The organism is Mariniphaga sediminis (genome assembly GCF_003573545.1).
Lineage (GTDB): Bacteria > Bacteroidota > Bacteroidia > Bacteroidales > Prolixibacteraceae > Mariniphaga > Mariniphaga sediminis.
On the sequence record NZ_QWET01000005.1, the window covers coordinates 132,585 to 156,909 of the forward strand.

14 protein-coding genes and 1 tRNA gene are annotated in these 24,325 nt (G+C 45.2%); 13 read left to right on the forward strand and 2 right to left on the reverse strand.

Annotated features, from left to right (window positions below):
• Window positions 1-3 precede the first annotated feature (3 nt).
• From D1164_RS08150 to D1164_RS08180, 8 genes are all read left to right on the forward strand, one after another.
• Entirely contained in the window at window positions 4-1,467 is a 1,464-nt protein-coding gene (locus D1164_RS08150; protein WP_119349471.1) for a hypothetical protein, read from the forward strand.
• A gap of 570 nt (window positions 1,468-2,037) precedes the next feature.
• A complete protein-coding gene (locus tag D1164_RS08160; RefSeq protein WP_119349473.1) occupies window positions 2,038-3,120 on the forward strand; it encodes a hypothetical protein in 1,083 nt (360 codons plus the stop codon).
• Window positions 3,121-3,426: 306 nt separating this feature from the next.
• The gene (locus D1164_RS23755) at window positions 3,427-3,570 is read left to right on the forward strand and encodes a hypothetical protein (protein ID WP_172594389.1); all 144 of its coding nucleotides are present in this window, start codon (window positions 3,427-3,429) and stop codon (window positions 3,568-3,570) included.
• A 59-nt stretch (window positions 3,571-3,629) separates the two neighbouring features.
• The gene (locus D1164_RS23635; protein ID WP_147372095.1) at window positions 3,630-3,848 is read left to right on the forward strand and encodes a hypothetical protein; all 219 of its coding nucleotides are present in this window, start codon (window positions 3,630-3,632) and stop codon (window positions 3,846-3,848) included.
• A 214-nt stretch (window positions 3,849-4,062) separates the two neighbouring features.
• Window positions 4,063-4,647, forward strand: a complete 585-nt coding sequence (locus tag D1164_RS08165; protein WP_119349474.1) for a hypothetical protein — start codon at window positions 4,063-4,065, stop codon at window positions 4,645-4,647.
• An 89-nt stretch (window positions 4,648-4,736) separates the two neighbouring features.
• Window positions 4,737-5,438 carry a hypothetical protein gene (locus tag D1164_RS08170; RefSeq protein WP_119349475.1) on the forward strand — a complete coding sequence of 234 codons (702 nt, stop codon included), beginning with the start codon at window positions 4,737-4,739 and terminating at the stop codon, window positions 5,436-5,438.
• A 2-nt stretch (window positions 5,439-5,440) separates the two neighbouring features.
• The gene (locus D1164_RS08175; RefSeq protein WP_147372097.1) at window positions 5,441-5,689 is read left to right on the forward strand and encodes a hypothetical protein; all 249 of its coding nucleotides are present in this window, start codon (window positions 5,441-5,443) and stop codon (window positions 5,687-5,689) included.
• Between the two features lie 10 nt (window positions 5,690-5,699).
• Entirely contained in the window at window positions 5,700-15,518 is a 9,819-nt protein-coding gene (locus tag D1164_RS08180; protein WP_147372099.1) for an Ig-like domain-containing protein, read from the forward strand.
• A 191-nt stretch (window positions 15,519-15,709) separates the two neighbouring features.
• Here the strand turns inward: D1164_RS08180 and D1164_RS08185 are convergent, their stop codons facing one another.
• Complete coding sequence (locus tag D1164_RS08185) at window positions 15,710-16,420, reverse strand: DNA alkylation repair protein (RefSeq protein ID WP_119349478.1); 711 nt, start codon at window positions 16,418-16,420, stop codon at window positions 15,710-15,712.
• Window positions 16,421-16,538: 118 nt separating this feature from the next.
• Between D1164_RS08185 and D1164_RS08190 the strand changes: the two genes are divergently transcribed.
• The 3 genes from D1164_RS08190 to D1164_RS08200 all read left to right on the forward strand — a co-directional run bounded on the left by D1164_RS08190 (window position 16,539) and on the right by D1164_RS08200 (window position 19,854).
• Window positions 16,539-18,143 carry a sulfatase family protein gene (locus tag D1164_RS08190; protein WP_119349479.1) on the forward strand — a complete coding sequence of 535 codons (1,605 nt, stop codon included), beginning with the start codon at window positions 16,539-16,541 and terminating at the stop codon, window positions 18,141-18,143.
• Window positions 18,144-18,271: 128 nt separating this feature from the next.
• Window positions 18,272-18,880 (forward strand): ribonuclease HII, encoded by a 609-nt coding sequence (locus D1164_RS08195; protein ID WP_119349480.1) that lies wholly within the window; start codon window positions 18,272-18,274, stop codon window positions 18,878-18,880.
• A gap of 383 nt (window positions 18,881-19,263) precedes the next feature.
• Complete coding sequence (locus D1164_RS08200) at window positions 19,264-19,854, forward strand: hypothetical protein (RefSeq protein WP_119349481.1); 591 nt, start codon at window positions 19,264-19,266, stop codon at window positions 19,852-19,854.
• Window positions 19,855-20,736: 882 nt separating this feature from the next.
• On the opposite strand, the gene D1164_RS08210 is transcribed toward D1164_RS08200, so the two are convergent.
• Window positions 20,737-20,812 (reverse strand) — tRNA-Met (locus D1164_RS08210).
• A 383-nt stretch (window positions 20,813-21,195) separates the two neighbouring features.
• Here D1164_RS08210 and D1164_RS08215 point away from each other — a divergent pair.
• Window positions 21,196-22,731 carry an SUMF1/EgtB/PvdO family nonheme iron enzyme gene (locus D1164_RS08215; protein ID WP_206610957.1) on the forward strand — a complete coding sequence of 512 codons (1,536 nt, stop codon included), beginning with the start codon at window positions 21,196-21,198 and terminating at the stop codon, window positions 22,729-22,731.
• A gap of 39 nt (window positions 22,732-22,770) precedes the next feature.
• On the forward strand, window positions 22,771-24,129 hold the full coding sequence (locus tag D1164_RS08220; protein WP_206610958.1) for a Gfo/Idh/MocA family protein: 1,359 nt from the start codon (window positions 22,771-22,773) through the stop codon (window positions 24,127-24,129).
• The last annotated feature ends 196 nt before the right edge of the window (window positions 24,130-24,325 follow it).

The following is a 24,325-nucleotide window of genomic DNA, read 5'->3' on the forward strand; positions in this document are numbered from 1 at the left end:
AAGATGAAAAAACAGGATAAAGACATATTGACCAGAGATAAAGGAAGTAAATATCCGTTGTTTATAGGTATAGAGCCTACTCCTGTTGGCCTGGAATGGCTAACCACCAGCCTCACATCGGAAATGGTTGGAAGTCGTGCCGAAACCAAACTTCCGTATGGCTCCTTTTCAAGGAATGAAAATGCAGCGTATTCAATATCCAATAATCAAAACAAAAAGAATATGTGGGTTAGAAATATAACCTCTGCGGATCTCTGCGACTTCTCTGTGTACTCTGTGGTAAAAAGAGAAGAGTCAACCACGGAGAACCACAAAGAAAGCACCAAGGATCACCAAGAGAGAACTAAAAATTTCGATGAGGTAGCAAATAAATATCCAATATCGAATATTCAATATTCAATACTCAATAATCGAAGTGGAAAGAGTACCTGGGCTGACAATACAATCTCTGTGGCTCTCTGCGATTTCTCTGAGTACTCTGTGGTAAAAAGAAAAGAGTCAACCACGGAGAACCACAAAGAAAGCACAAAGGATCACGAAGAAAGAACTAAAAATTTCGATGAGGTAAGAAAGGAATATCCAATATTCAATATCCAATATTCAATACTCAATAATCAAAGCGGAAGTAATACCTGGGTTGATAATACAACCTCTGTGGCTCTCTGCGACTTCTCTGTGTACTCTGTGGTAAAAAGAAAAGAGTCAACCACGAAGAACCACAAAGAAAGCACAAAGGATCACCAAGAGAGAATTAAAAATTTCGATGAGGTAGCAAATAAATATCCAATATCGAATATTCAATATTCAATACTCAATAATCGAAGCGGAAAGAGTACCTGTGATAATAACATAATCTCGGTGGTTCTCTGCGATTTCTCTGTGTACTCTGTGGTAAAAAGAAAAGAGTTAACCACGGAGAACCACAAAGAAAACACAAAGGATCACGAAGGGAGAACTAAAAATTTCGATGAGGTAGCAAATAAATATCGAATATTCAATATTCAATATTTAATACTCAATAATCAAAGCGGAAGTAATACCTGGGATAATAATACAATCTCGGTGGCTCTCTGCGATTTTTCTGTGTGCTCTGTGGTTAAATTAATAATATCCAACGAGCAACGAGCAACGAGCAACAAGCAACAAGCAACAAAATATTATAAGCAATCTCCCCACTTGCCGCGGGGAGGCTTTAATTCCGGCGATCGTCCCGGGGCTGCTGCCATCACCATCTACTCATTATTCAGCAGCCTTCGGGGCACGTCGTGTTTTGCAGGCTTTAAGCGTTTAGCGCATAAAAGAAGCCTGCCAGTGATTAACCAGCAAGCCTTTCATCAGGGCTCCATTGTCCTCCCTGACAAGGGGGACAAGATTCGCTTCAGCGAATCAGGGGGTCTGGAAACTTATCCGGATTACCAGATGAAAGGTTTCAAAACAAGAAAGGAGGTTTGCCGTGACATAAACTGAGACAAACCAGGCCGTCTTACGCAGACCGGCCGCCAACAGAGAAACTTTCGGGAGCACCGCGAAATGGAAAACTCTGTGGCCCTATGTGAGTCCTTCGTGAACTCTGTGTTTAAATAAAAAAAATGAAACACAGAGAACCGCAAAGAAGGCGTAGAGAAACACAGAGTCCAAAAGCCCGGTGTCCGGGAGTCAGTCGCAGTTTATCCTGTGAAATCAGACAACCGAGAATATTTCACGGGGTCTTAGCGACCAGCGACCTTTACCCGGTTGACGCTCCGGGAAAAGCGAAAACCCTTTTAAACATTTGGTATTGCGTTTTTTGAAATAATTAAAAGTAACAATTTGAAACAAACATTTATTTAGCAACATGCTGCTGATTATCGAAAAGAATACGGAAACCTGGAAGACTTTCTGTCTGACAGAAAGAGAAAGGATCCAGACTTCTGCTCCACGGCTTCAAAGCGAATTTCCCTGTTTTGGGAGAAATTACAAAGGGCAGGCGCGGGAGAAAGGTCCACATCCTGAAATTCCTGCTTCTACGGTAAAAGGCAGTCCTAAAATTTTAAACAAATGAAAAAGCAAATCTTAATCGTAACGTTTTTTATAGTGGCTTTTTTGGCCGGAACTATTAATGCTTTCGCACAAGTTGATGATGCGCAGTTAGACGCTGCAGTAGCAAGCTGTCCGGTGCCAGCTGTATTAAATTGTGGCACGGCTGACGCTTTACATCCTTTACCAGGAGAAAGTTACACGTATGATATTGATATCGTAAATGGTAATACAATACATTGGTTTGTAACAACAGACGTCAATGTTATTGCTTCAGCAGCACTTACTACTAGTCATGAAGCGGTTGGCGGAACGTATGTCCTCAATGCGGGTACTGCTGTGGCAGGAACTGCAACATATGATGATGGTACAAATACAGGTGATGTATTGGGAGTACAATGGAACTATTTTAGTCCTGGTACTACCGTATTATTAGTTGCTTTTGTTGTAGATGCTGCAGGGTGTACTAATAATATCGAGGCTTACAAAATTGAACCAGTGTTTAATTTTGTTCTTGAGATTGCTGCTTTGGAAGATGATGGAACAATACAAAATCCTGCAGCTTCCAAAGAGTGTGTTTCGCCTGTTCAGAGTGCAACGTTTGATGGGACAAACCTGGTTATGGACTATGGCGATAACTATATTTTTTATATAGTATCCGCAGCTAACTGGGTTCATTCATGGGATCCAACTTTTGTAGCTCCAACATCTGCTGGTGGAAGTGCTGTAGGTACAGTAGAATGGGCTTATGCTGATGAAGCACATTTAACTACTACCACTTGGAATACTGATGCAACTCCTGTTTTGGCATCTCATTGGGGGGTATCTTCTGTTGGGGCAAGTGGTCAATGTATTGTTCTGAGAGTAAATATAGATCACAGCAATGCAAATGAAATGATTGCTGCTGAGACTTATACTACAGGAGTTGATGGAGTAATGTACAATGCTGCTACGTCTGATTATTCAAATGGAGATTTGGCTGATTTGGATGATGGTGGTTCAGGTAATTGTGTTAATACAATTACAGATGACGCAGACTATATTATTACTCCAAGACCTGATATCAACGCTGTGACTCCTACACCTTTTATACCTAAAAATTAAGGTATGAATTGATTTTGCTTTTTCATTCCGCGCCGGCTCCGGGTTCTTCTCCGTTGGCGGGCAGATTGCCGGAAAACGGAGGAGAATCCGGCCCCGATGCGTTGGGGAGGCGGGAGAAGAGAGAGAGTGGGAACACGAGAGGGGAGAATGAGACTGTGAGACAGTGAGACTTTGAGAGTGTGAGAGTGTGAGAGAAGTGAGAGAAGTGAGAGAAGAGAGCGTGTGAACACGAGAGGTGAGAAGTTGGAAGAAGCCGGAAGGTAGCGGAAGATGAAGAAGTGAATTGTAAAAAGCAAACAATGAAAAGTGAATAGTGAAATTTCAGTTGGCAGCCTGCCCCATGAAATGGGAAGAAGAAAATTTTCACAGGGTTACTGGCAACAACTATTCAATGCGCTGTTCCTGCCGGAAGAAATGAAAACCGGTTGGGAACGAGAGAAGGAAAATTGAGATGTACAATACACCGTGGTGGTAAACCCGGTATGTGTAATATAAATACAAAAACATGAATGCGTAAGCCGTTCAATAAACATGGTCCGTCCCGGGTGGATGGTGGAGAGGGTATCTCCACATTCAAACGAACAAACGTTGTAAAAAAGGTTTGTCCGCACATCGGGTATTCCCCGTCGGGTGGTGGAGTTTTTAACTCCGCATGCAAAGGGACGCAAATTTTTGTTGCCCGGTGTCATATGTATGTATTGGCGCTGGTATGGACAGAAAGCGGCTGAAAAATAGTGGTTTATATATTTGTATTGCACACAGTTTGTAACTCATCCTTCCATTACGTGAATGCGAAAAGATTATTCTAACGCAAAGAAGAATGGACACAAAGACGCGAAGGCAAGAAGAGACAGGGATAAAATACGCTCTGTGTTTCTCTGCGCAATCTCCGTGTTCTCTGCGGTTAAAAAATTCTTTTGTGGTTAAAAACGATTAGAATGAATGAAAACAACAGATGGGTTTAAGGTAGCGCCGGCTGCAAAAGGGCGCGACCCGGCCTGTAATGCCCGCGATGGTACAATCGTCCGCATCCGCGACGATACGGAACTGCACATCCGCATAGAGGAAGATGTGGGGCCGTTCGGTAGTTTGTTGTTCGCAGGCCTTAAAGGTTTTGGAAACCTTCAAGGTTTAAAAGGCTGTTGGGAAACCGACCTGCACATCCGCGACGGAACAGAAATATATATCCGGCCTGATAGCTATCGGAAGTCAGGTCTGGGAATTCGAAAAGCTGCGGAAAGCCAACCGGTACACACACCGGAATGGGATAAGTATGCCCGGAAATTCAGGGAGAAGATTAAACACAAAGAGACGAAAGTACGAAGGAACAGGGAAAAAATATGCTCTGTATTTCTCTGTGTGTACTCCGTGTCCTTTGCGGTAAAAAAACAAGATTTAACCACAGAGAACCACAAAGGAGAAACGATGGATGCAGGGAAAATACCCGGAGAAGAGAGAGAAACCTGTTTCAAAGAAAAAAGTGGAACCTGCAATGGATTGGTCTGGCAAATAACTGAAAACAAATGAAGCAAATAGTAACGATTGATAATGAACGATAGAAACTAAAATTTAATTCTCTTTTTCTTCCCCTGGGGAGAGCGAAGGAGTATAATAATATGAAACGACTGATTTACCATATTATCCGATTGGCACTGGTTCTGATACCGGTGATGCTGACCGTGGCAAATGCCGTGGCACAGATCGTGGTAAGTCAGTGTGATACCATGGAATTCAGTGTTGCTAGCCGTCCGTCGATAGAGGAGTCGCATTTTGTTTGGGGAATCTACAACAGTTCTCCGGATCCTACCGATGTACTTGATCCTGCCACTGCGTTGGATCCTGCCCTCTATTTTGTGAACGGGCAGTATGCCGGCAGAACCGTACAGGCAGTTGGACTCAATCCTGGTGTATATTACGTTCGTATTGAAGTCTGGGATGAAGTAAGTTGTACGAACAATGTAGAGATGCACATACTGGAAGTAATAGGGCATGAACCAACTGTGGAGATGACAGGCGACTCTGCCTGTATTGGCGACCCGGTAATGATAAAGCTTGTGTTCTCAGGCACAGCGCCTTACGATGCACAATTGACTTATACCAATGTGGATGGTACGCAAAGCATCTACCTGAATGGGGTTACTGAAAATGAGATAATGTATCCGATAATGGATCCGTTGCCGGTTGGAGAAACGGAATTCAAGGTGATGACCATTTCTGACGGCTGTATAAAAAATTATGCGTTGCCGGATCCGGAAAAAGCGAAGATTGTTATTTATCCGAATCCGACCAACTCGAGAATATACCAGGTTGATAAATGAAAATGATAGAAAAGAAAAATATAATAAACAACATAAACTCAGTGGAACTCTGTGTGTTCTCCGTGACCTCTGTGGTAAAAGAAAAAGATTCAACCACAAAGCACCACAAAGAAGGCACAGAGAGCCGTAAAGAAATAAATAATAAAAACTCAGTGGAACTCTGTGTGTTCTCCGTGTTCTCTGTGGTTAAGGAAAAAGATTCAACCGCGGAGCTCCACAAACTGGAAATTGGAAAAGTATTGATTTCATAAAATAAAGAAATTGAAACGGTTTAGATACATATTGACGATGCTGCTCCTTGCAGTTGCCTCATTGGCAGCCGCACAGGACTACTATGTCATCGACTCAGTATGTGTCGGGGCCAACAGATATTACCGGATAGATGGAGAAAAGGGATCAACCTACGACTGGCATCTCAAAGATACCATTGCCGGAACTGAGATAACTATACCTAATCCCGCCGGCACAGCATTCACGGATGTCAGAAGTCCGGGAGACACCATCTGGGGAAGCGAAGTGAATATTCTGTGGGACAATCCGGGAATATACCTGCTTTATACTTATCATTACTCGTCCTTTGGCTGCGATACCCTTGAGCAGGGACTGGTTAAAGTGTATGAAGCGCCGGGTGCTGTTGCCGGCCTGGATCAGACCGTTTGTCTGGCAGAACCCATCCTGTTGACAGGAGATACAGCGGTGAATTACAGTAAACTGGAATGGGCAACCCGAGGGGATGGCACATTCGACGCGACCGACCGGCTGCATCCCATTTATTATCCCGGAACGAATGACAGTATCTCAGGCAGTGTTACGCTGCTGCTCACGGCTTATGGACTGGCCGAAAATTCGACTTGTACCCCTGCAGTTGATTCGGTCACATTCCTGTTCAGTAATCCTCAAATAGCGTTCAATGTAAACAATGTACTTTGCTTCAACGAAAGTTCTGCATGGGTGAAGGCTGAGGTGACAGACGGAGCGCCTCCGTACAGTTTTGACTGGACAGGACCGGATGGCTTTACTTCGACCGGCGATTCTATTTTCAGTCTGATAACAGGGACATATATTCTTACGATAACCGATGCCAACGGATGTACAAATATCGATTCGGTAGCAGTAACCCAGCCCGAAGAGCTGATTGTACTCATTGACAGTGTCGGTCATGTGAATTGTTATGAAGGAAAAGACGGCCTGGCCCGCGCAACGGCATCCGGAGGAACGGGAAGCCTGAGTTATGAATGGAATACCGTACCGGTTCAAAATACACCGGTGGCCACCAACCTTTCTGCAGGGGAGTACATTGTTACGGTGACAGACGAAAACGGATGTGTGGCAACTGATACAGTCGAAGTGCTTCAGCCCGATGAATTGATTGCTATTATTGATAGTGTTGGAAATGTTAATTGTTTTGGGGGAGATGACGGGTTTGCAAGGGTTTCAGTATTGGGTGGAACGGCGGGTTATTTCTATGAGTGGAGCACCGTGCCGGTACAGGATTCTTCTGTGGCGCTGAACCTGACAGCAGGCGAATATAGTGTTATTGTAACAGATAGTCTGGGCTGTGTGGCCTGGGATACAATCCAGATAACAGAGCCAGATTCCCTGGTTCTCACAGCAATCGCTATCGAATCCCGTTGTAACGGAAACAAACCGGGTTCAATCGATCTAACGGTAAGTGGAGGTACGCCGTACCCGACAGCGCCATATTATGAATACGAATGGCGTGATTCAACCGGAGTAATTGCAACTACAGAGGATCTGTCCGGTTTGGCCGGAGATATGTTGTATACGGTAGTTGTTAAAGATGCCAACGGATGCCTGGATTCACTGGAGGTATTTATAGATGAAGAGAAAAATATTAACCTGGCACTGACTGTTGATTCAGTGAATTGTTTCGGCGAATCGACATGGGCAATACATACCATTGTTTCTCAGGGTAAAAAACCATATACCTATAAATGGAATACCGGTGATAATAGCGCTGAACTTATTGATATTTCTGCCGGATTCTACCGGGTGACCGTTGAGGACGATTGGGGGTGTACGGCAACAGATTCAGTATTGCTTGTCGATCCGCCGCTGCTTGTGGCCGGTATTACACCTGACTCTGCTGAAATATGTGAAGGAGATGTCATTCAGATGAATGGTAATCCTGTTGGAGGAACCGGTGTTTATACCCATCTGTGGAGCGGAACCGGGGCGACGTACCTCAGTGCTGTTGATATTGTCGATCCTGTGTTCAGCGGTGCGACTGCCGGAGTCTATGAACTGATTTATGCTGTAACAGACGAGAATGGCTGTTTTGCAAATGATACTAGCAGTGTGACGGTGTGGCCAAATACCTACAGTGTGACAGATACCTTCCTTTGCGCACCTGAATTGCCATTTGTGTGGAACGATTCCACTTACACAGCCTTCGGAACATACACCAACATCATCCCGAATGCGGCGGGTTGCGACTCGGTTATGACGCTGAACATTTTTGAATTGCCTGCCACTGCCAGCGTCACCGATACATTTATTTGTGCACCTGAATTGCCATTTGTGTGGAACGATTCGACTTACACCGCCTTCGGTACCTATACCAACATTATCCCGAATGCAGTCGGTTGCGACTCGGTTATGACACTGAACATTTTTGAATTGCCTGCAACTGCCAGCGTAACCGATACATTTATCTGTTCACCTGAATTACCGTTTGTCTGGAACGACTCCACTTATACCGCCTTCGGAACTTACACCAACGTTATCCCGAATGCAGCCGGTTGCGACTCGGTTATGACACTGAACATTTACGAATTACCGACCACCACAAGCGTCACCGATACCTTTATCTGTGCCCCCGAGTTGCCGTTTGTCTGGAACGATTCGACTTATACCGCCTTCGGAACCTACACCAATATCATCCCGAATGCAGCCGGTTGTGACTCTGTCATGACGCTGAACATTTACGAGTTGCCCGCTACCACGAGCGTGACCGATACATTTATCTGTTCACCCGATTTACCATTTGTCTGGAACGACTCCACTTACACGGCCTTCGGAACCTACACCAACGTTATCCCGAATGCAGCCGGTTGTGACTCCGTCATGACGCTGAACATTTATGAGTTGCCGGCGACCACGAGCGTCACCGATACCTTTATCTGTGCACCCGAGTTACCGTTTGTTTGGAACGATTCGACATACACTGCCTTTGGTACTTACACCAACATCATCCCGAATGCGGCCGGTTGTGACTCTGTTATGACACTGAACATTTACGAACTGCCGGCGACCACGAGTGTCACCGATACCTTTATCTGTTCACCTGAGTTGCCGTTTGTTTGGAACGACTCCACTTACACGGCCTTCGGAACTTACACCAACATCATCCCGAATGAAGTGGGTTGTGACTCGGTTATGACACTGAATATTTACGAACTGCCGGCGACCACGAGTGTCACCGATGCATTTATCTGTTCACCTGAATTGCCGTTTGTCTGGAACGACTCGACTTACACCGCTTTCGGGACCTACACCAACATCATCCCGAATACGGCGGGTTGTGACTCGGTTATGACACTGAATATTTACGAGTTGCCGGCTACCACTAGTGTAACCGATACATTTATCTGTTCACCTGAATTGCCGTTTGTCTGGAACGACTCGACTTACACCGCTTTCGGGACCTACACCAACATCATCCCGAATACGGCGGGTTGTGACTCGGTTATGACACTGAATATTTACGAGTTGCCGGCTACCACTAGTGTAACCGATACATTTATCTGTTCACCCGAATTACCGATTTTGTGGAACGATTCGACATACACTGACTTTGGTACTTACACCAACATCATCCCGAATACGGCGGGTTGTGACTCGGTTATGACACTGAACATTTACGAGTTGCCGGCAACTACGAGCGTGACCGATACATTTATCTGTTCACCTGAATTGCCTATTGTCTGGAATGATTCGACTTATACTACCTTCGGTACCTACACCAACATTATTCCGAATGCGGCCGGTTGTGACTCGGTCATGACACTGAACATTTACGAGTTGCCGGCTACCACAAGCATCACCGATACGTTTATCTGTGCACCTGAATTGCCGTTTGTCTGGAATGACTCCACTTACACGGCCTTCGGAATCTACACCAACATTATTCCGAATGCGGCCGGTTGTGACTCGGTTATGACACTGAACATTTACGAGTTGCCCGCAACTACGAGTGTAACCGATACATTTATCTGTTCACCTGAATTGCCGTTTGTTTGGAACGATTCGACATACACTGCCTTTGGTACTTACACCAACATCATTCCGAATGCAGCCGGTTGTGATTCGGTTATGACACTGAACATTTATGAGTTACCGGCAACTACGAGCGTGACCGATACATTTATCTGTTCACCTGAATTGCCGTTTGTCTGGAACGACTCGACTTACACGGCCTTTGGAACTTACACCAACATCATCCCGAATGCAGCCGGTTGTGACTCGGTTATGACACTGAATATTTACGAGTTACCCGCTACTACGAGCGTGACCGATACATTTATCTGTGCCCCCGAGTTCCCAATTGTTTGGAATGACTCCACTTACACTGCCTTCGGAACTTACACCAACATCATCCCGAACGCGGCTGGCTGTGACTCGGTCATGACACTGAACATTTACGAGTTGCCGGCTACCACAAGCGTCACCGATACGTTTATCTGTGCCCCCGAGTTCCCAATTGTTTGGAACGACTCCACTTACACGGCCTTCGGAACTTACACCAACATTATCCCGAATGCGGCCGGTTGCGACTCCGTCATGACATTGAACATTTACGAGTTACCGGCGACCACGAGTGTAACCGATACATTTATCTGTGCACCCGGGTTCCCAATTGTTTGGAATGATTCGACTTACACCGCCTTTGGTACTTATACCAACATTATTCCGAACGCGGCCGGCTGTGACTCCGTTATGACACTGAACATTTACGAGTTGCCGGCTACCACAAGCATCACCGATACGTTTATCTGTGCCCCCGAGTTCCCAATTGTTTGGAACGACTCCACTTACACTGCCTTCGGAACTTACACCAACATTATCCCGAATGCGGCGGGTTGTGATTCGGTGATGACACTGAATATTCACGAACTGCCGGCGACCACGAGCGTCACCGATACATTTATCTGTGCACCTGAGTTGCCGTTTGTTTGGAACGATTCGACTTATACGGCGTTCGGAACCTACACCAACATCATCCCGAACGCGGCCGGTTGCGACTCGGTTATGACGCTGAACATTTACGAACTGCCGGCCACCACGAGTGTCACCGATACATTTATCTGTGCACCCGAGTTCCCGATTGTTTGGAACGACTCCACTTACACGGCCTTCGGAACCTACACCAACGTTATTCCGAATGCAGCAGGTTGTGACTCTGTTATGACACTGAACATTTTCGAGTTACCCGCAACTACGAGCGTGACCGATACATTTATCTGTGCCCCCGAATTGCCGATTATTTGGAACGACTCGACTTACACGGCCTTCGGTACCTACACCAACATCATCCCGAATGCAGCAGGTTGCGATTCGGTCATGACACTGAACATTTACGAGTTGCCGGCTACTACGAGCACATCCGACACCACACTGTGTGAAGGAGCTCCATCGTTCACTTGGAACAGTCAAATAATCACCACTGACCACGACAGCATCTACCAGGAAACATTAATCAATGCAGCAGGTTGTGATTCGCTACTGATGCTGAATGTGACGGTTCTTCCAGCTACAATGAGTGCTTCCGATACAACGCTTTGCAAAGGCGCTCCATCGTTCGTTTGGAACAGTCAGATGGTCACTTCCGACCACGACAGTATCTACCAGGAAACGCTGGTAAATGCACAGGGGTGCGATTCGTTGCTGACACTGAATGTTCATATTATTACCGGAACATTTGCTGAAGTATTTGAATCGGCTTGTGATTCATTTATTTGGGTTGCCGGTGACGGAAATACATATTATAACAGCGGCATATACGATTATATTTCTGCCAATGCCAATGGTTGTGATGACACGCTGAGGCTCAATCTTACTGTGGTGCCTGGAGTGGATGTCAGTGTTTCTATTGCCGCCGATAAAACGGACGTGATAGAAGGAGAACAGGTAACGCTGACTGCTACACCCGATAACGGAGGAACGAACCCTGTGTATGTCTGGTTTGTGAATGGTGTGGAAGTGCCGGGAGAAACTACGGCTACTTACACATATACACCTGAGGATGGCGATGAAGTTTATGTTACACTCACCAGCGACCTCGATTGTGCATCACCTGTTCCAGCCGTTTCCGATATTGTAGTTATTACCCTGTTGCCTCCTGCAATCATAACCGTTGTTCCTGACGTTACACATGTTGAGTGTTACGGTTATAGCACAGGGGCTATTGAACTGACTGTTTCAGATGGAACGGAACCTTACAGCTATGTATGGAGCAATGGAGAAACCACACGGGATATTTATGGACTGGCAGCCGGAATTTATACGGTGACGGTTACCGATTTGGTGAATACGACCGAAACCATTTCGATAGAGGTCACTGAGCCTGATTCATTGAAACTGACTTTCACCAAGGTGGATGTGGATGGTTCACCCGATCCGATTGGAAGTATCGATCTAACAGTTACCGGTGGTACCGGGCCATATACGTATGAATGGATGGGCCCGAATGGTTTCACTTCCACCGATGAAGATATTAATAACCTCGAAACAGGGAACTATAATGTTTTTGTAACGGATGCCAACGCATGTACCGAACTCCTGTCTGTAACAATAGCAGGATATGGAATGTCCTGTCCGCCGTTGATTGTTATCGATTGTGGTTTGGATGAAATGCCTGCTCCTTATGCTACCCTGGCAGAATATGAAGCCGCAGGCGGTTTCGCAAAAAGTACGTATGACCTGGTAGAAGAATCCTTTACCCAGGTCGGTGCGGATGTTTCAGACGGGGAGACCTGTCCGGAAACCATTACCCGTAAGTACTCCATTGAAAATGTTAACGGAGATGTAATGACCTGTGAGCAACTGCTCATTATCCGCGATGTGACTCCTCCGACTATGACTGTTACACGTAAAACCTTCCAGTGCAGGGGAGACATTCCGGCGGTATATACGAACATTGCCCAGTTCCGGGCAAACGGCGGCTATGCAGAGGATGAATGCTTGCTGGATGAAAGCAGCTTCAGAATTACAGGTGAAAGTACGGGTGGAAGTTGTCCCGAAACAATTGTTCGTTTTTATGAAGTAAAAGACATGTGCGGGAATGCGGCAGAGGCACGGGAAATTATTGTTATTGATGATAAAATTCCACCTCGTGTATACAGAGCTCCGGACGATATACTCACCGACTGTTTGATTCCGCAACCTTACCTGAATTACAATGAATTTGTCGCAGCCGGCGGATTTGTTATCGAAAATTGCGATGTCTTTACAATGGAGTACATTGGCGACAGTAAGCCGAGCGGCGACGGATGTCCGGCGACCATTATCCGGACTTATCGCTTTACGGATAATTGTGATAATTACGCGGATTATGAACAAAAAATCATCATCAATGACACCATTCCTCCGGTGATTTCCTGTCCGGATAATGTTTCCTTCAACGCCACGATAGATGATCTGGAAAGCCTGACCGGTTTGCCACTTTCCGAAACGGAACAGCAGATATCCCTTGCCGATACCGCAGCACTGGGCATTTCAGTTTTCGATAATTGTGAAATGGAAGTTACCTACCGGGACGAAGTAACAGGCAGTTGCCCGTCATTCATAACACGTACTTTCACTGTTTATGACGGGTGTAGTAACGTTGACCTGTGTACTCAGCAAATAGAAATGCTGCTGGTAGCTAATCCGGAATTCGATCCCATTGGGCCGCTTTGTCTGAATACCATACCACCCGCATTGCCGGATGTTTCACTGAATGGCATCAGTGGAACCTGGGACCCGGCAACTATTGAAACCTCGGTTACAGGCATATTCACCTACACCTTCACACCGGATCCGGATGAATGCGCCAGTGTGTTCACGATGGAAATTGAAATCGTTGATGAGATTATTCCGGTGTTTGTTCAGATTGGGCCGCTTTGCGTGGATGCTGTACCGCCTCCGTTACCAACGGTTTCAACCAATGGAATAACCGGATCATGGAATCCTTCGGTCATTGAAACTTCTGTGATAGGCATATTCCCCTACACCTTCACACCGGATAACGGCCAGTGTGCTGTTCCGGTTACAATGGAGATTGAAATCACGGATGAGATTACTCCTGAATTCGATCCTCTTGGTCCGTTCTGTGTTGGTACCGTACCGCCTCCGTTACCGACGATTTCTGTTAACGGCATTACCGGAACTTGGAATCCGTCAGTCATTGAAACTTCAGTTGCCGGCGTGTTCCCGTACACCTTCACACCGGATGGAAATACATGTGCTGTTCCGTTTACCATGGAAATAGAAATTACCGAATACATCGTTCCTGTATTTGACCCCATCGGGCCTATTTGTCAGTTCGATGTTCCGCCGCCGTTGCCTGCAACCGATCTGAACGGTATTACCGGGACCTGGAGTCCTGATGTGATTTCAACCGACGTGCCGGGATTCTATGATTTTGTATTTACACCGGACGGATCGTACGAGTGCGCCGAAAGCGTTACCATTACTGTTGAAATCAATACCGTGATCATTCCGCAGTTCAATACCATTGATCCTATGTGTCAATATGAAGAACCGCCGTTGTTGCCGGATGCCAACTTTAACGGCGTTACAGGTAGCTGGAATCCGTCGGAAATAAGTACCGACGAGCCTGGAATATTCCCATACGTGTTTACGCCAGATGCCGGGTTCCATTGTGCCTATACCGACACGATTTTTGTGGAAGTACTTCCGCAGGTTGTGCCGGAATTTGATCCTATAGGACCACTTTGTATAGATGAAGTACCACCGTCGTTGCCGGATACCGATATCAACGGTATTACCGGAACCTGGTTGCCTGATACCATTATTACATCTGTCCCCGGCATTTTCGAATTGGTATTTACACCAGAGGCTGGCATCGATTGTGCCATAAACGATACACTTGTTGTTGTGGTCAAAAACAATACCCCGCCTGATGCGGTAGATGATGATGTGATCACTCAGCAGGATGAGCCGGTGGATGTGAGTGTGCTGGCCAACGATTCTGATCCGGGCGGCGCCCTTGATACCACTTCCCTGATAGTAGTCAGCCAGCCATCTTATGGAACGGCAATCGTTTCCCCGGCAACGGGAATTATCGAATATACACCAGATGCCGGATTCTTTGGGTATGATACACTGACTTATGCTGTTTGTGACAACGGGGTTCCATGTGGCCCGATGTGTGACACGGCACAGGTTATCATAGATGTTAAGGAGCCAAACAATCCTCCGGTTGCTGTGAACGACTCCTTTACGGTGATGTGTTATCCGCTTATTGAATACCTGTTGAACAACGACTACGATCCGGATGGCGACAACCTGCAGATTATTACCTGGCCGATGTTGGATGTACAGCATGGCACGGTCACTATCGAAAATGACGGTGCATTCATTTATATGCCGGATGAAGGTTTCGTGGGGATTGACAGCTTTATTTACCGCGTTTGTGATGATGGATTCCCCATGTTGTGTGATGAGGCGCTGGTATGGATAAATGTGTTGCCAGAGGCTGACTGTGGCGGCTTGCCCGGAGATGAGGACGATATTGATACCGAATGTGCCTTGTTTATACCCGAAGGTTTTTCACCCAATGGTGATGGAGTACACGATTTCTTCCAGGTATACTGTATCGAAAAATATCCGAATGCGATTATGCGGATTTTCGACCGGGCTGGAAATAAACTTTTTGAAAAACATAACTACGGTAACATGGACTACTGGGGGTCTGATGAGAATGCCTGGTGGTGGGGTACTTCGGAAAATAAACGGATATTGGGAAGAGGAACGCTGCCTGCCGGCACTTACCTTTATGTTTTTGAACTGGGTACAGGAGAGGTGCGTACCGGAACGGTGATGATTGCATACTAAGCAAGCTTTTTTTAACTTTTCGGAATCCAACGGGTTCTGGCTGAAGGAGGTGCTTCTGACGACCAGTTGCAAAACTGTGGGCGTCAGAACCTAATGACTGGTTTTTAAAGTATCGAAGTCCGGGAAGAAAGCATCTGTTGAAAAAGTAACATCGAATGTACAGGGTTTAAACCAGGCAGGGGCAGGCTGGACTACCCGTTTTTTCTTCCTGTCTCGAGCTTGGTCGTCACTTCTCGTCGCACACGGGGATGGAGCCGTTCCCAGTGTTTTTTTATGAAGTTTTCAACTGCCCGTTTATCCGATTTGGAGAGTTCCCGCAACGCCCACGAAAGGGCCTTTACAACCATGTCATCACGATCGTTTACCACCTTCTCGCAGATCATCAGGGTCCGTTGAGGATCCCCGGTTCCTCCTTTCGAACGAAGGTTAAGTGGGATCGTGCAAACAACAGCAGCACGGCGTCGCCAGCGGTTGTCGCTTTTCAGCCATTCCGTAATGTGCGAATTGGACAAAGTTCCCTCTCGCCAGTGCCAGCCGGCAATCATGGTGCAATAGGTGTCTGTAGATGCCCAGTTGTCGAGTGTGCTCCCCAGCATTAGTATCTGTTCCGGGGTTAAACCTTTTAGTGCATTCTTATTCTTCCACAGTAATTCATAAGCCAGGATCTGGCACTCAAAAATTCCTTTTTTAGTAAGTAAAATACAGAGTTCATTCCATTGTTCCGGGGTAAAGTCATACAAAATGCTGCTCCAGTTTTTTGCAACCGTTTTCAGCCTTGGCGCACTCACCCCCAGTCGTTTCATGCTGGTAGTGAAAGAAGGTACCCCTAACGTATTGTGACGGGCTGCCGCGAATTTTTTTAAATCCTCAAGTATCAGATCAATTATTTCTGCATTGGTCATCTTACAGATAGTGTAATTTTGACTTCTGTAAAAATAAAAAACTTTTCAGCGTTGTTTCCATTTTTAAGAAACCGCTAACTTTATACCATGTTTTTACCTTTTAAAAAGTTTTAAAACAATGAATCTTGTCCGATCTTATCTGGTATTTCTGTTGTTTGTCCTTTTCGTTTTGACAGGTTGCCAGCCGAACCCAGAACAACTTAGGCGCCCCAATATTTTATTTGCCATTGCAGATGACGCCTCGTGGAAACATTTTGGTGCTTACGGGTGCAACTGGGTGAAAACCCCGGCATTTGATCGGGTGGCCGGGCAGGGGATTCTGTTCACCCGGGCATACACTCCCAATGCCAAGTGCGCTCCTTCGCGGGCTTGTATTTTATCTGGTCGAAATAGTTGGCAGTTGGAAGAGGCAGCCAATCATTCTCCTCTTTTTCCAACCCAATTTAAAACGTATGCGGAAGCGCTGGCAGAACACGGCTATTGGGTGGGCAGCGTGGCCAAAGGTTGGGCTCCCGGAGACCCCGGTGAAATAGATGGAAAAAAACGAGAACTTACCGGGCCTAAATTTGATGAATTCAAAACCGAACCTCCGGCAAAGTTTATTTCCAATAACGATTATGCCAAAAATTTCGAGTCTTTTCTGGAAGCGCGGCCCGAAGGACAACCTTTTTGTTTCTGGTATGGCAGTACCGAGCCACACCGGCGTTATGAATTTGAAGCAGGTATCAGAAAAGGTGGAAAAAACCTTAGTGAGATTGATGAAGTCCCGGCATTCTGGCCCGATGTAGACACCATACGAACAGACCTGCTTGATTATGCTTTTGAAATTGAATATTTCGACAGCCACCTGCAAAAAATGTTGGAGAAACTGGAAGAGATCGGCGAATTGGAAAACACCCTGGTCATTGTAACGGCAGATAACGGAATGCCTTTCCCGCGTATTAAAGGACAGGTATATGAATATTCGAACCATTTGCCTTTGGCGGTGATGTGGCCTGACGGGATAAAAAATCCGGGACGTGTGGTACATGACTTTGTGAATTTTATTGACTTTGCCCCTACTTATCTCGAACTGGCCGGGGTGACTGCCGAAGAGGCCGGAATGCAACCGGTTACCGGGAAAAGTTTAACGGATATATTTTATTCTGAGAAGGAAGGGATCGTCGTCCCGGAACGGGACTTTGTACTGGTGGGGAAGGAGCGTCACGATGTGGGGCGCCCAAACGATCAGGGGTACCCGGTACGCGGAATCATCAGGGGGGATCACCTTTATCTGCGCAACTTTAAGCCCGAACGCTGGCCCAAAGGAAATCCCGAAACCGGGTACCTCAATTGTGATGGTAGTCCCACTAAAACCTACATATTAGATACCCGGCGGAAAAAAGGTATTATCGGATACTGGCAACTAAACTTTGGAAAACGTGTTGCCGAGGAACTTTACAACATTACGGATGATCCTTACTGTATGAATAACCTGGCAGGGGAGGACGATTTTTCAGAGTTGAAGGCCCGACTGGCAGAGGAAATGCTGCAAAGACTTACAGAACAAAACGATCCCCGTGTTCTGGGGAACGGTGATGTTTTTGAAAATTATCCATACAATGGGGCGGTACAAAATTATTATAACAGATATATGGCCGGAGAAAAAGTTCCAGCCGGCTGGATAAACCAACCCGATTACGATACAGATCTGATGGATTCCGTTCCCCCGGTTGATTTGTGAAGTGAGAATTTATATCGGGTGGGAATTTGTTCCCATTCTGATGGCGGGGTGTTTATCTCGGCAAGCCTGAGAGTGAGTTGCCCGGCCTGATATCGTTGAAGCTAACGTTGTATAAAAAGTAATCTGAAATGGATGAACCGTTATTAAAATATTTTAAGGAAGGAGTGATGGAAGCCGGTTGCGATGAAGCCGGACGTGGATGCCTGGCCGGACCGGTCGTGGCTGCAGCAGTGATTCTTCCTTCAGGTTTTGAAAACAACCTGCTGAACGATTCTAAAAAACTATCGGAGAAGCAACGGCAAAAACTTCGTCCCATCATTGAAGAAGAAGCGCTGGCCTGGGCGGTAGAAATGGTTTCCAACGAGGAAATTGACCAGGTTAATATTCTGAATGCCTCTTTTCTGGCAATGAACCGGGCAGTGCAAAAACTGAAAGTGATTCCGGAACATCTGCTCATCGACGGGAACCGTTTTCGACCGCAGTCGCACATCCCATTCACCTGCATGATAAAAGGCGACGGGCGTTTTTATTCCATTGCCGCCGCTTCGGTGCTGGCAAAAACATACCGCGATGAGTGGATGGAAAAAATTCATGGGGAATATCCTCAATATGACTGGGCCAAAAACAAAGGATATCCAACCAAAAAGCACCGCGCAGCTATTTCGGAGTTTGGTATAACGAAATACCATCGCCTGTCATTCAGGTTGTTAAATGAGCAGTTGAAATTGGAATTTTAAAATGACTGCATTAATTCTACGGAGTATTGTCTTTTATTTTCAATGATTTGAACATAGCGTTTGACAATGTTTATACTATGTGGCATTGTCATTGGTCCGTTTTATAGGTATTCAGTTGAATTCGTCCCTTATTTCCTCATTTTTTTTGTAACGGTGTTTGTTAGTGGTGTTGTTCCGGAGTGGTACTGCAAGTGTCTAAAATCGGGGCAGTGTCCCTTTTTGAATATTTCTATCCCTATTTGGGTCGCATTCCAATTATTGGCTTTGTGTTAAGGTTTTGTTTGTGAGTGTTTTATGATTTTGGCATTCGTGTTGTTTTACGTTTGGCACGCTTGGAAGATTGAAATAAAAAATTTATAAACGATTAAAAAAAACACAAAATCATGAAAAAGTTATCAGTAATTATCGCAACCGTTTTATTTTCTTTTGGAGCAGCAAACGCAGTAGTCCCAACAGGCGACGACACGAACGAAGCTTCTCACGATGTAGCAATTTCCATCCCTACCATAGCTCTTGTAGATGTTGAAGGTTCAGACGGCAACGAAGCCGGAACGATTAATCTTACGCCAGATGTCAGCGCTTTGGAAGCTGGTGCGGCCGTTGATTTCGGTTCAGCTACCAATAACAGTTTGTGGTTGAACTATACTTCGATTATCGGTTCCGACCAGGATGAACGCAGCATAACCGCAGAACTTACAGGAACACTTCCTGCAGGGGTAAGCCTTAAGTTAACTGCCGGAACAGTTTCAACCGGTAATGGCAACCGGGGAAGTTCAGCAGGAGAGATTTCCTTAACATCTTCGGCCCAGGATTTGGTTACCGGAATTGGAAGCTGTTACACCGAGTCAGGTTACGAAAAAGGACACCAGTTGACTTATCAACTCGACATGAACAATGACAGCTATGCTGACCTGGCTTCCGGTTCATACGATGTAACAGTTATTTACACGATTACCGGCGACGACGAAGATTAAAAAGATTTAAAAGAATATTCCATACATGAGCAGGCCAAAGCGCCTGCTTTTTTATTTTAATGGGAGTAGGTTTTTGCTTTTGGACATCTTGTTTTTTTTATCCACCCACTTTTTCGCATAAATTACGGCTCACCCGAAAAATCCGGTGGAGTAATCTGTTTTCAGATACATTTTCCATCAATATTTTTATGCCTTATCAGGCCGATTTTACTCTTTGGCTTAGCCCAAAGAGTAAACAGAAAACCCAAGGCTGCGTTCGCTTCACTCGGAAAAACTACGTGTTGCCGGCTAAAATTACTGAAACTCGTCGTACCTCCTCAAACAGCAGTAATTTTTTAACGCCGTGCTCACTTGTTTTCCGGCTCACCGACCGAGGCCATCGCTCCGATGTATTAGCCATAAATGTTCGTATGTTGACCAGCCTATTCTATCAATTTCTGACTTCGGTTTATAAGTGAGCTATACCTGATGCGGGCTCTGTCAAAATTCCGTCAGTCGGGCTAGTTCACTACATTGAAAAAACGCAAAGGTTAATTTTGACTTGATTCTTTTTGCTTCGTTTTTCTCATCCAAAGGAGAAAAATGAAGTGGGGATTGGGGCAAAGCCCCAAACAAGTGGATAACCAGTCTGTTGTTATGAATAGTGTTTTGCAGGTAAAGTTTCTTGCATTGAACTCACATTGTTTCGTGAGATCTGATCACACCTTCAAAGTTAGTTTTGGGAGAATTTTAAGGTAGAAAAAAAGTTAAATGAATATTGAAGGTTAAGCGTGATTACTTTTTTACTCCACCGGATTTTCAAAGTGAGCCTAAATTACATATACAAAATATCTCATTTTGTAAAAATAAAAAAGGAGAGCTGAATCTCAACTCTCCTTTTATTGGTAGCGGGGGCAGGACTTGAACCTACGACCTTTGGGTTATGAGCCCAACGAGCTACCAACTGCTCCACCCCGCAATATATTTTGTATATTTTTATGCTATATCTCCAGAACGCGGCTGCAAATATAAACACTTTTTGGGAAACAACAAAAAATGAAAAAGTTTTGTTTGCTCAGGTTATCCCGGGTTCTTAAAAGTAATTAGGGGATGGCAGCTTATTGTGTTAAGAAACAGGATGAAGCAAAAAATGCTATAGAACAGAAAAAAATATCGTTTCAAATTGGATGTGCATTGCAAAAAAAGACGTCAATTCTATTATGAATGAATAAATTGTGTGAAATAAATATAGAAAGGTGATTGATTCTAAATAAATGGATAAAATAAAAATTGTCATTCATGCCTTTAATAAATTATTATTTTTGGACTTTTTAATTACTATTCCTTTTTCTAAAACCTTAAATGATGCTTAAGAAATTGATTGTTTATCTTAGAAAGAAATTACTCCTGATTCTTTTTTTGGGGTTTGTACTTGGTTTGACTGTTACCATTTATTCGCATAAAGCACTGGAATATACTTCAACCAATGAATCGTGTGAAATGTGCCATGTCCATCCGCATGTTTTCGATTCATGGAAGTTATCGACTCATTACGATAATCCTTCGGGTTTTCGGGCTGGTTGCGTCGATTGTCACTTACCTCCCAAAGGACAGGGTTACCTGAAAGAGAAAATAGTAGCTGCCGCCCGCGATGTTTACGGGCTGGTATTTAAAGATAGCGCTGATTACAACTGGGAACAGAAATCCACATTTGAGTATGCGCAACATCATGTATTTAAGGAATCGTGTCTTCATTGCCATCAGAACTTATTTCCGCTTACTCTTTCGAAAGAGGGACAGGATGCACATCTTTACTACAGTCAGAATGAAGAAGAATTGCGTTGTATTAATTGTCATTTACATGTAGGCCACCATGATCCGAACGCTATGCATGCTTCCAATGTGGAATTCGGAACGAAAACAGATGAAAACCTGGAGGTATTTACCGGACCAGCGCAGGTGAACGCCCACGAAGATTTTACTGAAACCATTCCCAATACAACGGTTTCATTTAATATGAAAGCCATTCAGGGTGGATCTTTTAAAATAGGAAGTCCGGAAGATGAACAGATGCGTGGTTCGGATGAAGGACCTCAAAAAGAGATAAAAGTCAGCCCGTTTTTTATGGCCGAAGTGGAAGTAACCTGGGACGAGTACCTGGCCTTTTACAGTGCTACAGCAGCTGAAGGGCGTTCGACCGATACAGAGGGAGCCCGCACAGAAGCAGATGTTGATGCCATCTCAGGGCCTACTCCGCCATACGGACAGCCGGATCAAAACTGGGGGTTAGGTGACAGACCGGCAATTACCATGAGTTATCATGCAGCGGAAACTTACTGTAAATGGCTCTCACAAGTGACAGGGAAAACATATCGTTTACCCACCGAAGCCGAGTGGGAGTACGCAGCTCGTGGTGGTACTGATACCCCGTTCTTTTTTGAAGGACAACCTAAGGATTTTGGGAAACAGGGATTCTTTGGAAAATTATTTGGAAAAGGGAGTGACCTGATTAATCAATATGTAGTTTATGAAGGAAACAGCAAAGGAAAAACAGAAGAGCCGGATATAGTGGAAGCCAATCCATATGGATTAAAAAATATGCTTGGCAATGTTCTGGAATATTGTTCGGACTGGTACGCGGAAGATACATTTGAAAAAATTCAGGATGGTGCTGTTGATCCAAAAGGGCCATCAACCGGAGAAGAAAGGGTTGTAAGGGGAGGTTCTTTCAGAAGTCCCGTGAGCGATGTGCGCAGTGCCGCACGTGATTTTACCCGCACCGAAGAGTGGCTGCGTACAGATCCGCAAATGCCTAAAAGTATCTGGTGGTTATCCGACTGTAATTATATCGGATTCAGGGTAATTTGTGAATTTGACGAGAATACCGGGGAAAAATAGCTAATTTAGAAATCTGAATTCAACTAAAATTATCTAATCATGAGTAATAACAACTTTTCGAGACGTAGATTTTTGACCGGTGCTGCCGCAGTTGGTGCTGCCGGTGCCATGGGAGTGGGAACATTATCATCGTGTGCCGGAGGCAGCGGAACATCTGGTGCTGCCGGTATTTTCGACTGGGAACCCAGGGAACTGAACTTACCTCCGCTGCTTCAAACTGCGCCGGAAGGCAAAGCGTTGAAGGCTGGTGTAATTGGATGTGGCGGACGGGGATCCGGTGCCGCTATTAATTTTCTGGATGCCGGACCGGGCCTGTCGATTACAGCGTTGGGAGATGTTTTTCAGGATCGTATTGATAGCCTGAGAGAAAAATTGAAAAACGAAAAAGGAGTTGAAGTTGCTGATGAAAACTGCTTTGTTGGTTTTGACGCTTTTGAGAAAGTTATTGATTCGGGAGTAGATGTAGTAATTCTTGCCACTCCGCCGAAGTTTAGGCCCGAGCAGTTTGAAGCGGCTGTTAAAGCACGGAAACACGTGTTTATGGAAAAACCTGTTGCTGTTGATACAGTGGGGATCCGCCAGGTGATTGCCGCAGCAAAAATGGCCGAATCGCAGGGACTGAAAGTGGTAACCGGAACGCAGCGTCGTCACGAGCACAGTTACATTAACCTGATGAAGGAAATTAACAATAATGCCATTGGGCATATTGTGTCGGCCAATGTTTACTGGAATGGAGGTAAATTGTGGCACCGTGATAGCAACCCGGACTGGAGCGAAATGGAGTGGATGATTCGTGATTGGGTAAACTGGTGTTGGCTTTCGGGCGACCATATTGTGGAACAGCACGTTCATAATATTGATGTGGCCAATTGGTTTATGGGAACTCATCCGGTTAAAGCAGTTGGGTTCGGTTCCCGGCAACGCAGGGTTACCGGAGATCAGTACGACAACTTCAGCGTAGATTACATTTATGAAGACGGACGCCATGTTCACAGTATGTGCCGTCAGATTAACAGCTGTGCCAACGGAGTTTATGAAATCTTTCACGGAACAAAAGCCATCGCCACAACAACAGGGCATAAGCCACAAATTGTAGACCCGGCCGGCAACCAGCTTTTTGTTGCTGAAGGTTCGGAAACGAGTCCTTATGTTCAGGAGCATATCGATTTGGTTACCTGTATCCGTCAGGATATTCCCTGGAATGAAGCAGAACAGACTGCCATTTCGAATATGGTAGCTATTATGGGAAGGGTTTCAGCCTATACAGGGAAAGAAGTTACTTTCGAGGAAATGATGAATTCGGATATGAAACTGGGACCTGACACCTACATTATGGGTGACATTGGGTACATTGAAAATGCAAAGGTACCTGTTCCCGGAACATTGGAAAGATCATAAAAAAAATGAAAAGATCCGGATTACTATCATGCCGGACTTTGGAATAACAGAAATCAATCAACTTGGTAAGGGGGTGTGTCAAATAAAAATATTTTGATACACCCCCCTGCATTTTACTATTTCTTCAGAAAAGGAAAAATTGAACTTCTCAAGGCAATAAATCACTATAAAAATTTACTTTTGTAAGCCTTAATCC